The sequence below is a fragment of the Candidatus Rickettsiella isopodorum genome, from assembly GCF_001881495.1.
Lineage (GTDB): Bacteria > Pseudomonadota > Gammaproteobacteria > Diplorickettsiales > Diplorickettsiaceae > Aquirickettsiella > Aquirickettsiella isopodorum.
Genome location: NZ_LUKY01000033.1, coordinates 326,615 through 340,410, shown reverse-complemented (window position 1 = coordinate 340,410; position 13,796 = coordinate 326,615). Strand labels below are relative to the sequence as shown.

Sequence of the window (13,796 nt, the reverse complement as noted above, 5' to 3'; positions counted from 1 at the left end):
AGCATTTACCTTAATTGAAGACTCGATTTGACTAATATTTTTTCTAATATGCTTAAAAAGCATTGATTTTGCTTCAGGGTACCGATAGAAACCCGTAAAAAGTTACATAATCCATAGTCAAGTAAAGGCCTAACGGATATACCAGATAATAAAAGTTGCTGATAGATAGGCCAACTAGGTGACTTTAAATCTATACATAAAAAGTTAGTATAAGAAGGCAATGTTTCTAAGCCTAAATTTTGTAAGCCTTTGGAGAGTTGGGAGTGTCCTTGTCGATTCAATGAACGGACTAAATTAATATGCTCTTGATCTTCGAGGCTAGCTTCTGCTGCGGCTAGTGCAACAGCGTTAATCCTAAAAGGTAAGGAGCTAGCATTTAAGAGAGAGGCTATTTTAGACCCACTAATGGCATACCCTAGTCTCAATCCTGCTAAACCGTAGAGCTTGGAAAAGGTCTTAAGGATGATTAAATTGGAATACTGCCTTAACAATTGGATGCTATTTGGGTAATCATTTGTTTCAACATATTCAGCATAGGCCTCATCTATTACTACTAATATATTTTTGGAGATATGCTTCAATAGATATAACAACTCTAATTTATTCATATAATTGCCAGTAGGGTTGTTTGGATTAACAATAAAGATAATTTTGGTCGTAGGCTCTATTGCTTCTAGTAAGCTTAGTGCTGAGATATGGGACAGTGAATTTTTAGCTATTTTAATCTTTATATTAGCTTTTTTTAAGATTTTTGAAATCCCTGTAAAGCAAAAATTTGGAATAACAGCTGAATTTAATGGGCCTAAAGTATTATTGACAATAAGTTCTAATAAACTTTCTGAGCCATTGCCTAGAGTAATATTTTCAGGGAGAATATTTAAATGTGTCGCTAGAGATTTTTTTAAAGAGAGCCCATGGCTATCTGGATAACGATGGCAGTTAAGCAGGGCCTTCTGACCCGCAGCTATCGCAAGGGGGCTTGCACCTAAGGGATTTTCATTAAGATCGAGCTTTATAATTCCAATGGATTTTATTGGACTAAAATTAGAGTTTTTCTTTGATGAGATTGTCATTGGGAAGATACTTTAAGTATAGTGGTTTAGTTATTTTATACTCTTTTAGGTTTAATTTATGCTGTTATGTTTGGATGTAGGCAATACGCACATGTTATGTGGTGTATTCAGTAAAGAAAAACTTATTTTACGTTTTCGCTATGCGACCCCTTTATTGGGAACAGCCGATCAATTCGGAATTTTTTTAATAAATATACTTAAACATAATAAACTGGACCCTCTGAAAATTAAGGCGGTTGCTATCTCTTCTGTAGTTCCAAATTACGATTATACGTTGCGACATAGTTTTTTCCAGTATTTTAAAGATGCTGATTATTTTATCTTACAGCCGGGCGTTAAAACGGGCTTAAATATCCGCTGTAAAAATCCAAACGAAGTAGGAGCTGACAGGATTGCGAATGCCATAGGAGCAATAGCTTCTTTTCCTGAACAGGCACTGATTGTTATTGATATGGGGACGGCTACGACCTTATGTGCTATTACAAAGGATCGAAATTATTTGGGCGGTGCTATTTTGCCAGGGTTACGACTTTGTATGGAAGCCTTAAGAAATAATACCGCTAAGTTGATGACTGTGGACATAGAAATGCCCAGCAGTTATATGGGTAGAACAACACGTGAAAGTATACAAAGTGGTCTTTATTATGGGCATTTAGGAGCACTTAAAGAAATTATTTTAGGGTTTAAAAAAGAAGTTTTTCATGGTGAAGCTGTCAAAGTCATTGGTACAGGTGGCTTTGCGCAGCTTTATGAAGAAACCTGTTTATTCGATACACTTATTTCAGATTTAGTTTTACAAGGCTTGCGTAAGGCATATGCATACAGCCAAATAGAAAAAAATAATTAAATTAATCAGGTGATTTATCTGAAATTATTTTTTGCTCCATCCCAAAAAATTATAAATATAAAAACGGAGTATTCCTATATTTTCATGAATTGCAAAATCATTCATGGCAAAGTTGTAACCTAATGGGAATTTAGAAATTGGGATAGTAATAAAATCTGAAGGAATAGGTTTTGGGTAAAGATTAAAAAAAGAAAAGTATAAAAGTGCACGTTTTAGAGCTAATGCAGAATTAACTAATAACAGTTGTTCGCTAAATTGTCTCTTTAAAAGACGACTAGAAAATTTAGCGTTTTGATAAGTATTTTTACTTTGAGTCTCCAATTGAATATCTTTGGAATCAACACCTAAAGATACTAAGCTTTCTTGATAGGTTTTTGCTTCTGATTTTCCATGATGTAATGGGTCACCACCGCTAACTAGAATATAACAACTTGCCTTAGCTTTTTTACATTCCTGATAAATTATTGCAGTTTGTACAATTCTTGAAAATGCCAATATGCTGGGTTTTATTTCATTAGATCTTGGGTCTTTACTGGTGCCTCCCCCTAATAAAATAATGGTGTTAGTTTTTTTCCATTTGATAGGAGTAAATTGATTATAGGGTGATTGTAAATTGTGTAATAGATAAGCAGGGAAAAAGCCGTCACCTATAACGAGATAACTTACAACTAAAATTGATCCAGTTATTAAACTCGTTTTTTTATAATTAAACAGACTTAATAAAATACATATTAGTAATAAGATAAATATAAAAAATGTTGACATACTTAATTTTTTCTTAACTAGAAATTAATTTAAAGCATATATTAAAAAAGAAAAAAACAAAATAGTTCAATTGGAATTCTTGACTCAATACTAAAATTATGAATAATAGCGACTATAGTAAACGGGCTATATCTTAAATATTGTTATTCAAATCGAACAGGGATGTTAATATGAATCTAGTAGAAGAAAGTTTCAAAAAAAGGAACTTTATCGAAAAAAATAAGAATTATCTCAATAAAAATAATTTTTCTTCAAGATGTTACCTTTCGGAAGTTAACAGACAATCCTTACGCCAGCTTTTGATTGCTTTTTTGCGCGAACGCGTTTTAGAACATTATTACCAAATTGAAAATCTAATTTTTAAGCTTCCTCGCTTAAATAGTTCTATATGTGTAAGCCAAGTAAAGTTAAACTCCTTGTTACGTTTTACAGAATTTGAAAAGGTTTTTTTAATTGACAGAAAAAAAAATATTACGGAATTAATTACTGATCCTATCAATTTACTTGAAATAGTTAAAACAGAGTTGGGCACAATTTTTGATAGAGAACAATGGGAAAAAGTTATCAGAGAAGTAAGTAATCATATTCAAAATACAATATTAATTACTCGGCAAAAAGATAAATTAAAAACCGAATTATTTCTGTTCTACTCAGAAAAGAATAAAAATTATTTTTCTGAATTCCACAAAAAAAATAAAAATTTATTAGATTATTCTTTTAAATTTGAACAATTATCTTTTAGTGGTCATCCGTATCATCCTTTTGCTAAAACTAAAGTAGGATTTTCTACCGAGGATATTTTTAGATACACAACTGAATTTAGACCAAAAGTATTTATTTTATTAGCTGCCGTACGTAAAAAATCCATGTGTATGGAAACAACGCAATCAAACTTTGAATTTTCTGATTGGTTTTCTAAGCATTATCCCAGTGCATGGAAAATATGGGTTAATGAATTAGAAAAGAAAAATTTTAATCAAAAAGATTATATTCCTTTCCCAGTACATCCTTGGCAGGCTGCTAATATTGTAAGAAATTTATTTGCAGAACATATTAAGGCTAATGATATTATTTTGTTTGACAACGTAGGAATAGGTGCAAGCCCGACTTCTTCTTTTCGTACTTTGGCTCCGATTGAAAATTGGTATGCGCCTTATATCAAATTGCCAATTGGAATATACGCGAGTGGTGTATTTAGGGCACTATCAGTTAACTCTATTAAAAATACGCCAAAAATTACGCATGTTATGAAAAATATTTTAATTAAGGAAAATTCTATATCAGAAAGGCTTGCTATTTTACCGGAAGTTTGCGGACTTTATTTAAAAGCGGTTGAAGATGATAAGGCAAGGCATTTCACAGTAATTTTTCGAGAAAATATTGTTAATTATCTTTCTAATGAAGAAATTGCGGTTGTAGTTTCTGCTCTATTTGAAAAGTCATTGGAAAGTAATACTAATTTGTTTATTGAACTTATACAATTAGCAGGATGTTTGAACTATCAAGATGCAATAAATTATTTTAATCAATATGTCGATCTAGTACTTGGAAGCTATTTAGATCTTTATTTAATATATGGTATAGCCTTAGAGGGGCATCAGCAAAATACTTTAGCCATTTTTCAAAATGGAAACATTAAACGGTTTATTGCAAGAGACTTTGATGGAATAGAAATATACGCAGATAGCTTAAACTCCCATGCCCTCACGTTGACGGATCTTTTATCTCCTCCTTTTGTAACCCATGATAAGATAACAGTAAGAAATCAATTATTACATTCAGTCTATCAGCTTCATTTAGGTGAATTAGTATTGTTATTAGCTACGCATTTTAAATGTAAAGAAAAAAATTTTTGGACAATAATTCGAAATAAAACTGAAGAAAGATTTAATGCTTTAAAAAAACAAGTTGATTTAGTTCGATGGGAAGACGAATATCATGCTATTTTAAAAGCAGATTGGCCAGTGAAAGCATTATTCCGTATGCGTTTAGAAAAGCAATATGTTCGTGAAGGTATATTTTCTTATATATCGAACCCTTTAGTTATTTAAGTAATGCAAGTCACAAAAATGACTTGGTGCGTACAAACACGCTTAGTTATTTTTGCACAATTTATAATTATTTTAGCTCTTGATATGAGCGATCCATATTGGCCGCTCATTATATCTTCAACACATGTATTTAATCCTCGAGCATTGCAATATTGGAGCGGCATTATTTACATGGCACCATTGCTAACGATGATTTTTACGACAGTACTGTGGATAAAAATAGGTGAACGAGTAGGTTATAAAATAATGCTATTACGTGCCGGATTGGCTTTAGCAGCTACACAATGGAGTTTGTTTTTTTTTTCTAACCTTTGGGTAATTCTTACTATCCGATTGTTACAAGGTGGTTTAGCAGGATTTTCAACCGCTGCTCAAGCATGGTCACTTGCAATAACTCCGATTAATACTCATGGTCAAATAGTGGGACGGTTACAAGCTGCTACAGCTATGGGGAGTATTGTGGGTCCGATATGTGGCGGAATTATTTCTCATTACTATGGATATTTATCAATTTTTATTACTGCGGGTTGCTTGTGTTTATTTCTTTCACTTATTTTAGCTAATTTCCTTCAAGAAAACCCTATACAATCAATATCACCTATAGTAAAAAAAACACAAAAAAAATTTTTTCTTGAGGAATCCAGTAAAAACCTATTACTCTTATTAATAGTTAGTACACAAGTTGCTCGTTGGATGTCAACGCCTTTCTTTGCTTTATATGTAGCACAACAGTTACATGCTGATAATTTAACATTAGGATTAATTTATGCGATCATGGCTTTATCGATGTCCTTAATGACTTCAGTTTTAGGAAAAACTATCGACAAACAACCAAATCATGCATGGGCAAAGTTTTTACTTATTATGGCTTTGCTAGTAAGTGGTTTATCACAATGGGGATTTGCTTTTATTAGTAAATCTTATATTGCTTTTGCCCTGAGTATACTTTGGGGGTTAAGTTTAGGAAGTATAGCAGTAATTCTATTTAGCTTTTTATTAAAAAATATTAGTGATAGTAATAGAGCAAAAGCAGTAGGGCTTGGGAACACAGCTTTAAAATTTGGTAATCTTATCGGTATTATAGCAGGTACTTTGATACAAGCCGAAGAAATACAATTAGAGGGGCAATTTATGGTAAGTTTTATAGTTATAGGGTCTTTTTATTTTTTCTTGGCAGTTTTGTCGTTGCGCTATAATTAAGCTTATTTGTCATTAACAATATTTTAGAAGAATTTTTTCTTAGTCTAAGAGAAAATACATAATGGATATCGAATATGCCTATTAAGGATTTTTCAATTATTCTAAAATGCTTGCTTGTTCTAGCTATTGCAAGTTTTTTTCTAAGTTTGTTTTTTCCTTATATGGGTGAAGAAGCGGTGTATACTATTTCATCTTATGAAATGTGGTATCAGCATCACTATCTTTATCCAACAACTTATGGATTACCTTATTGGCGACCGCCACTTTTTAATTGGTTGATCATTTGTTTTGCCAGTTTGATAGGCTGGAAGCATATGTTAGTTGCTTCTCGTTTAGTTGCAGTGTTAGCAACGATAGCGACAAGTTTTATGCTAATCTGGTTGGCAAATCGTTTATTTAAAACACCTTATTTTGGACTATTTGCCGCATTAGTGTATCTCACTAGCGATGCCTTATTTTATCATGGCTGGCTTGCTTACTCGGATCCATTATTTGCTTTTTTTGTAGTGAGTGCAATTTCCTTTTTATGGATAGCAAATTTAGAGCAGCGATATACCTTTGTATGGCTATCTGTAATTGCCTTAATTGCCGCTTTTATGACGAAAGCATTAACAGCCTATGTATTTTATATAGTTTCGTTTATTTTAATTGTTTATTATGATGGAAAAATTAAAGCGTTTCTTTTAAAGCCTCTCAATTTCTTACCTTATTTTTTTTCCATTTTTTTTTATTTTTTTTGGAATATAGCCTCGCATAAAATAACCGAAATAGGTATGTGGACTGATATTTTTAGCAAGTTTCATACTGTTTATTGGCGTGGATATATTCAGCAGCTGGTAATTTTTCCCTTGGAAGCTTTCTGTCGTTTTTTGCCCGCATCAGGGCTTGCCGTTTATTATTTTTTCAAGAAAAAAATTGTAAAAATAAAGTTTAATCTATATCTAATACAAATACTATTAGGGGTAATTTTAGTTAATTTTATCCCCTACTGGTTGGCCCCGCATGCCAGTATTCGATATATACTACCACTGTATCCGTTTATTGCTTTATTATTGGCGATAGGGCTTTGGCATTTGCCTATAAGACAAATAAAAACAGTCATTTTTTGGTTAGCATTCGCTATTTTAGTTAAGTATGTTGCATTAGCGCTAATATATTATTATCAGCTTTATTATAGAGGAGATTATACGGTCGCTGCTAAGCAAGTTATACTACTAACAGAAAGGTTTCCAGTCTATTCAAATGATTCTGTGGCTACAGGATTAAGTATCACAGCTGAAATTGATAGATTAATTTATCCTAGCCCTCCTTTAAGAGATGCTCAATTTGCGAAGGAAAAAAATTATTTTGTCATTAATGATAAAATAGATTCTAAATTGGGGAAATTGTACAAGCATTTTAAGTTAGGTCAGCAAGGGACGGCTATTTATTTATTATGTCAAGGCAATGCGTGTTATTCCCACTAGGCACCATAACTTTTATGAAAGCGATTACAAAACAATTTTCACATTTTTTTATAGTAGGTGCGCTATCCGCATTAATTCAGTTTTCAATTTTAATAAGTTTTGTTGAATTTCTCTTTATAAAACCTATTTTGGCTTCTACTGTGGGTTATATTGCTGGAGCTTTGCTTAATTATACTTTAAATCATTACTTTACTTTTAAAAGTAGTCTATCGCATAAAAAATCATTAGTAAGATTTACAATAAATTCCTTGTTTGGACTTTTTCTTAATTTTTCATTAATGAAAATTTTTCTTGTTTATTATACCTATATTATAAGTCAAATCTTAGTATCAAGTGTTATTTTATTCTGGAATTTCTTGATACATCGATATTGGACCTTTGGTCCTAACAAACATTCTTTATGAAAGCAGGCCATTTATTTTACAAAGAATTATTTTCCAAATAATTTTGATGTTTAAAAAATAACTATTTGTTTCTTTTGATTGTCTTGGGTTTTTTTCTTGCCATACTATAAGCAATAGCAACGGCTTGTTTTTGAGGCTTTCCAGATTTAATTTCCTGTTTCACATTGGCTGAAAATCCTTTGCGAGTTTTGGCGGCTTTTCCTTTAACAAGAGGCATATTGATTTCTCTAGATAAAATTAACGATACACTTTCAGCTTAGTGAAAAAAATTGCAATATACCAATTATCTAGTTTAAATAGTATGCATGAGGATCCCTTCGTAAATAATTAAAATTATTAAGTTATTTGCGTAAGTTTTTTTATTAATTAAAAATATCTTTTGGTGGGCCGTGATGGGATCGAACCATCGACCAATAAATTAAGAGTCTACTGCTCTACCAGCTGAGCTAACGGCCCAAAAATGGGGTGAACGATGGGGATCGAACCCACGACAACCGGAATCACAATCCGGGGCTCTACCAACTGAGCTACGTCCACCATTGAAAGTGTGAAGTCTGCTAGGATATTGGTGCGCCTGGCAGGACTCGAACCTGCTACCCTCGGCTTAGAAGGCCGATGCTCTATCCAGATGAGCTACAGGCGCTTTCCTGAAAAATTATCATCTTACTAAAAGTTTAAATAACAGGGTTTGTTTCCTAAGTCTAAAGCTAATTTCTACAATATTTTTCTTTAAATGATTATCCTTGAATGCTAACAAGACTAAAAATAGTACTAGTATACCTTGTTTTACTTAATTATCTTGATATAGTTAATTGACTCGATTTTACTGATTAAAATTTAAGTATCAATACCAAAATTTGGTCGGGGTAGAGGGATTCGAACCCCCGACATCCTGCTCCCAAAGCAGGCGCGCTACCAGACTGCGCTATACCCCGTAATTCACCAAACTAACGTTAGAGTTGGCTAATGAAGTCCCTTTAATGAGCAAAAACTTGTGCCAACTGCGGGTAAGGATAATACCTGCGCAATCGATTAATATCAACTGGTCTATCTATCATATCTTTGCTTGGTGTCTAATAAGCATCTAAAATATTTATTCAATTTTTTTAATCCACTTAATTTTACTAACTCGAATTAAAATTTCTATCAGAATTTAAAAAAATAGGTTCTAAAGCGAGTGTTTTTCATATGATATACTAGTAAAAATTTTTTAGAGGAGGCTAAGTGCGCCTCATTAAAGAGGGTTTATGCCCGGATTTACGCAATTTTCTTTGCTAAAGAATCGACGATTTGTGCCCTTATTGTTAGTTCAATTCTTGGGTGCATTTAATGATAATGTTTTTAAAAATGCTTTAATCATTTTAATTACTTATCAGTTCATCACACAATCCCTATTACTGCAGCAGCTTTCAGTCACTTTCGCGGCTGGATTGTTTATTTTACCCTTTTTTCTTTTTTCAGCATTTGCGGGACAGTTAGCCGATAAGCTAAGCCGAAGATATTTGACAATGATTATCAAAGGATTCGAATGCATTTTTATGTTGTTGGCAAGCTTAGGTTTTTATCTTCACTCAGTTAGTTTATTGATGTTAGTTTTATTTTTTATGGGTATGCATTCAAGTTTTTTTGGCCCTATTAAATACGCTATTTTACCTGATTTGTTAGAAAAAAATGAATTAATTGCAGGCAATGCATTAGTGGAGGCGAGCACATTTATTGCTATTTTGATAGGAACCATCTTAGGTGGATTATTAATCGCTAATCATACGGATTTAAGATGGATTTCAACCATAATAATTTCTATCGCAGGCCTGGGATTATTCGCTAGTTTTTATATTCCAGCAACTACTAAAGCAAACCCTAATTTAAAATTAAATTTACATTTTATTAAGTCTTCAGTAAAAATAATTCAGAAAGTAAAAGCTGAAAAAAGGGTTTTTTTAGCGATACTTGCTATTTCTTGGTTTTGGTTAATAGGCGCTACGTTTTTAACGCAATTTCCTAGTTTTACTAAAAATATTTTGTTTGCAGATGCGAGCGTGGTGACACTTTTTTTAGTTATTTTTACAATAGGAGTTGCTTGTGGGTCATTAGTTTGTAATCGATTATTAAAGCATAGAATAAGTATGAAATGGATACCCATTAGCCTTTGGTTGATGAGTATTTTTATGACTGATCTTTATTTTGCTTCCAACCATTTAATCCATAATACGGAAAAACTGACTAATTTCGCTGGCTTTTTTCATTCGATAACACATTGGCGAATTTGTATAGATTTATTAGGTTTATCAGTTAGTGGTGGTATTTATGCGGTGCCTCTGTATACCTTAATTCAAACAGATACGGCTACCGAACATCGTGCTAGAACTATAGCGGCTAATAATATTATTAACTCTTTATTTATAGTCATTGCTAGTATCATTATCGTTTTTTTACTTAAAATTGATTTAAATGTTACACAGATTTTTTTATTATTAGGAGTTATTAATACAGGATTGGCCATATATGCAACACGATTAATACCCCAAGGATTGATTAAGCCATTTTTACGAAAAATATTAAGGTGTCTTTATGATGTTAAGTTAAGTGGTTTTGAGAATTATAAAGGCGCAGGTGAAAGTGTAGTTATTGTAGCCAACCATACATCTTTTCTAGATGTTGTCTTAATTTATGCATTTTTGCCTGATGAACTTTTATTTGCGATTAACAGTTTTACATCACGTATTTGGTGGATACGGCCTTTTCTATATTTTTCTAAAGTTTTTGAGTTAGATCCTTTAAATCCTTTAGCTATTAAAACTTTAATTAAAGAGGTAAAGAAAGGACAAAAATGTGTAATTTTTCCTGAAGGAAGGATTACTACAACCGGCGCGCTGATGAAACTTTATGAAGGACCAGGATTAATAGCAGATCATGCTAAAGTTAATTTGCTGCCTATTCGTTTACAGGGTGCCCAATATACTCCTTTTTCCCGCTTACGAGGTAAAGTTCAAATACGTTGGTTTCCAAAAATTTATATTTCAATTTTACCACCCAGGAAGTTTATTGTTGATCCTACTATGAGCAGTCGAAAAAGAAGGCAGGTTATTAGTAATCAGCTTTATGACATGATGGTGGAGATGTTATTTCGAAGCACAGATTACAATAAAACCTTGTTTCAATCTTTATTAGAAGCGAAGTCAATTCATAAGGGGCCTACAAAAATATTAGAAGATATTACTCGAGTAGCGATTAACTATAATCAACTAATAACGCGCTGTTTTATTTTAGGTCCTTATATTTGTCGTTATATTAAATATCAAGAAACAGTAGGGCTTTTGTTGCCTAATATGACGAGTGCAGTCGTTAGTTTTTTTGCATTACAAGCCTATGGAAGGATACCCGCTTTACTAAATTACACAGCAGGTTCTGCACAAATAGAAACAGCGTGTCATGTTGCACAAATTCATAGCATACTTACTTCCAGAAAATTTATTGAGGTAGCTAATTTATTCGAACTCATTAACCGCTTGAACGAAAAATCTATTCAAATTATTTATTTAGAGGATTTAAAGGAAGAGATTACTTGGAAAGACAAATTAAAAGCGAGTTTACTCAGCCGATTCCCTCAGTATTACTATTATAAAAAATTAAAAAAAATAACCAATCCACAAGATCCAGCAGTGATTTTATTTACTTCTGGGTCAGAAGGTGACCCTAAAGGAGTGGTTCTTAGTCATAAAAATATACAAGCTAATCTTGCGCAAATGACTACACAGGTCGATTTTAATCAACGAGATATTTTCTTTAGTTCATTACCACTATTTCATGCTTTTGGATTAACCGCTTGTATCATTTTACCTATCTATCATGGAATAAAAACATTTATTTATCCATCCCCCTTACATTATCGTAAAGTCCCTAATATGATTTATGAATGTAATGCAACGATTATGTTTGGAGCGGATACCTTTTTAGCAGGTTATGGTCGTTATGCCCATCCCTATGATTTTTACAGCATTCGGTATGTTTTCGCGGGCGCAGAAAAATTAAAGGAAAAAACCCGTAAACTATGGATGGAAAAATTTGGAATTCGTATTTTTGAAGGTTATGGCGTAACGGAAGCGTCTCCAGTTATTAGTGTTAATACACCGATGCAAAATAAACCGGGTACCGTAGGGAATTTTTTGCCAGGTATTCGCTATGAGATTGAATCTGTTCCTGAAATTAAGCAGGGAGGGCGTTTATTAATATCTGGTCCTAATGTAATGTTAGGTTACTTAAGCAAGGAACAAATTGGCGAAATTATTCCCCCCAGCCATGGTTGGTATGATACGGGAGATATTGTGGAGGTAGATGCCGAAGGATATCTGACTATAAAAGACAGAGCCAAACGCTTTGCAAAAATTAGTGGGGAAATGGTTTCTTTAACAGCAATAGAGAATATAATTTATGACTTATGGCCAGATAAACATCATGCAATATTAAGTGTCCCAGATGCTAAAAAAGGAGAACAACTTGTTTTAGTCACGGATTATAAACTTGCAACTCGGCCTATGCTTATTAAAGCATTCAAAGAAAAGGGATTACCTGAATTAAGTTTACCGCGAAGATTATATTTTATTGATAGCATGCCATTATTAGGTAGCGGTAAGGTAAATTATATGGCGGTTAAAATTTGGCTAGAAGAACAAAATTAAAAGCATTTTTTATATTTTTTCTGATTTTTTTAAACGTGCAAGTTTTTCTGCGATTTTAAGTTCCAAACCGCGTGGGACGGGAAAATAATATTGCCGATCCTTTAATTCTTTAGGGAAGTAGTGTTCTCCATCCGCATAAGAGTTAGGTTCGTCATGAGCGTAACGGTAGTTTTTTCCATAGTCTAATTTGCGCATTAATTGAGTAGGGGCATTCCGCAGATGTAAAGGGACTTCCATCGTACCGTTTTCTTGTGCATCTTTCATCGCCGCATTAAATGCGGTATAAACAGCATTACTTTTTGCAGTACAGGACAAATAAACTATAGCCTGAGCTAAGGCAAGCTCACCTTCAGGACTACCTAAACGTTCTTGTGCCATCCAAGCATCTAAAGCAATTTGTAAACCACGCGGATCCGCATTGCCAATGTCTTCACTAGCCATTCTGACAACTCGCCTTGCAATATATAATGGATCGCATCCGCCGTCCAGCATACGTGCTAACCAATAAAGGGCAGCATCTGGATCGGTTCCGCGTACTGATTTATGTAATGCAGAAATTTGATCATAAAAGAACTCTCCATTTTTATCAAAACGCCGTAAATTAGTTTGAGTGATCGCTCTTAAAGTATTTTCGTCAATAATGTTATTTTCTGCTAAGTCTGCGGAAATTTCCAGAAGGTTTAAAACCTGACGGGCATCTCCGTCAGCAATATACGCTAATTGTTTTTTTACAGAAGATTTCATCATTAAATTTTTACTACCTAATCCATTTTTAGTATCACTTAAAGCTCGATCAATGATCTGAAGGATTTCTTCTACACGCAATTTTTTTAGTACATAGATGCGAGTTCGTGAAAGTAAAGCATTATTAATTTCAAAAGAGGGGTTTTCTGTCGTAGCGCCAATTAATATGAAGAGTCCGGATTCAACAAAAGGTAAAAGTGAGTCTTGTTGAGATTTGTTGAAACGATGAATTTCATCAATAAAACATATCGTTTTTTTGGGTGATGTCGTATTGAGTTGAACTTTTGTATGCTCTGCAAGTTTTCTTATTTCTTTAACGCCTGATTGTAATGCGGATAAAGAGACAAATCTGGCTTGAATGTGATTTGCTATTAATGAAGCTAAAGTTGTTTTTCCTGTTCCCGGAGGTCCCCATAAGATCATTGAGTGTAATTGACCGCTCAATAGGGTTAGCCGCAATGCTTTTTGGGGTCCCAATAAATGAGTTTGACCAAAAAATTCATCTAAATGTTGGGGGCGTAATCGCGCTGCCAAGGGTGAAAATGGGTATATATTCGTTATCATCTC

The 13,796-nt window shown here is 33.2% G+C and carries 10 protein-coding genes and 4 tRNA genes; 6 read left to right on the top strand and 8 right to left on the bottom strand.

The genetic code is table 11. From position 1 onward, the window contains the following. Positions 1–5: 5 nt before the first annotated feature. Complete coding sequence (gene hisC / locus A1D18_RS05470; RefSeq protein ID WP_071662781.1) at positions 6–1,073, bottom strand: histidinol-phosphate transaminase; 1,068 nt, start codon at positions 1,071–1,073, stop codon at positions 6–8. Positions 1,074–1,131: 58 nt separating this feature from the next. Between hisC and A1D18_RS05465 the strand changes: the two genes are divergently transcribed. Beyond that, positions 1,132–1,920, top strand: a complete 789-nt coding sequence (locus A1D18_RS05465; protein WP_071662780.1) for a type III pantothenate kinase — start codon at positions 1,132–1,134, stop codon at positions 1,918–1,920. A 24-nt stretch (positions 1,921–1,944) separates the two neighbouring features. Here A1D18_RS05465 and A1D18_RS05460 read toward each other — a convergent pair whose 3' ends face one another. After that, the gene (locus A1D18_RS05460; protein ID WP_071662779.1) at positions 1,945–2,685 is read right to left on the bottom strand and encodes a YdcF family protein; all 741 of its coding nucleotides are present in this window, start codon (positions 2,683–2,685) and stop codon (positions 1,945–1,947) included. Positions 2,686–2,855: 170 nt separating this feature from the next. Between A1D18_RS05460 and A1D18_RS05455 the strand changes: the two genes are divergently transcribed. From A1D18_RS05455 to A1D18_RS05440, 4 genes are all read left to right on the top strand, one after another. Beyond that, positions 2,856–4,736, top strand: a complete 1,881-nt coding sequence (locus A1D18_RS05455; RefSeq protein WP_071662778.1) for an IucA/IucC family protein — start codon at positions 2,856–2,858, stop codon at positions 4,734–4,736. A 3-nt stretch (positions 4,737–4,739) separates the two neighbouring features. Then, complete coding sequence (locus tag A1D18_RS05450; RefSeq protein ID WP_084028758.1) at positions 4,740–5,936, top strand: MFS transporter; 1,197 nt, start codon at positions 4,740–4,742, stop codon at positions 5,934–5,936. A gap of 74 nt (positions 5,937–6,010) precedes the next feature. Beyond that, positions 6,011–7,402, top strand: a complete 1,392-nt coding sequence (locus A1D18_RS05445) for an ArnT family glycosyltransferase (protein WP_071662776.1) — start codon at positions 6,011–6,013, stop codon at positions 7,400–7,402. Positions 7,403–7,416: 14 nt separating this feature from the next. Continuing rightward, positions 7,417–7,806 (top strand): GtrA family protein, encoded by a 390-nt coding sequence (locus A1D18_RS05440; protein ID WP_071662775.1) that lies wholly within the window; start codon positions 7,417–7,419, stop codon positions 7,804–7,806. 61 nt (positions 7,807–7,867) lie between these two features. Here the strand turns inward: A1D18_RS05440 and A1D18_RS06880 are convergent, their stop codons facing one another. The 5 genes from A1D18_RS06880 to A1D18_RS05420 all read right to left on the bottom strand — a co-directional run bounded on the left by A1D18_RS06880 (position 7,868) and on the right by A1D18_RS05420 (position 8,741). Then, on the bottom strand, positions 7,868–8,023 hold the full coding sequence (locus tag A1D18_RS06880; RefSeq protein ID WP_171910823.1) for a hypothetical protein: 156 nt from the start codon (positions 8,021–8,023) through the stop codon (positions 7,868–7,870). Positions 8,024–8,186: 163 nt separating this feature from the next. Next, a tRNA-Lys gene (locus A1D18_RS05435) sits at positions 8,187–8,262 on the bottom strand. Positions 8,263–8,267: 5 nt separating this feature from the next. Continuing rightward, a tRNA-His gene (locus A1D18_RS05430) sits at positions 8,268–8,343 on the bottom strand. 29 nt (positions 8,344–8,372) lie between these two features. Beyond that, a tRNA-Arg gene (locus A1D18_RS05425) sits at positions 8,373–8,449 on the bottom strand. 215 nt (positions 8,450–8,664) lie between these two features. After that, positions 8,665–8,741: transfer RNA gene (locus tag A1D18_RS05420), tRNA-Pro, on the bottom strand. A gap of 312 nt (positions 8,742–9,053) precedes the next feature. Here A1D18_RS05420 and A1D18_RS05415 point away from each other — a divergent pair. Continuing rightward, entirely contained in the window at positions 9,054–12,485 is a 3,432-nt protein-coding gene (locus A1D18_RS05415) for an acyl-[ACP]--phospholipid O-acyltransferase (protein ID WP_084028757.1), read from the top strand. A 9-nt stretch (positions 12,486–12,494) separates the two neighbouring features. Here the strand turns inward: A1D18_RS05415 and A1D18_RS05410 are convergent, their stop codons facing one another. Next, positions 12,495–13,793, bottom strand: a complete 1,299-nt coding sequence (locus tag A1D18_RS05410; RefSeq protein WP_071662774.1) for a replication-associated recombination protein A — start codon at positions 13,791–13,793, stop codon at positions 12,495–12,497. Between the last annotated feature and the right edge of the window lie 3 nt (positions 13,794–13,796).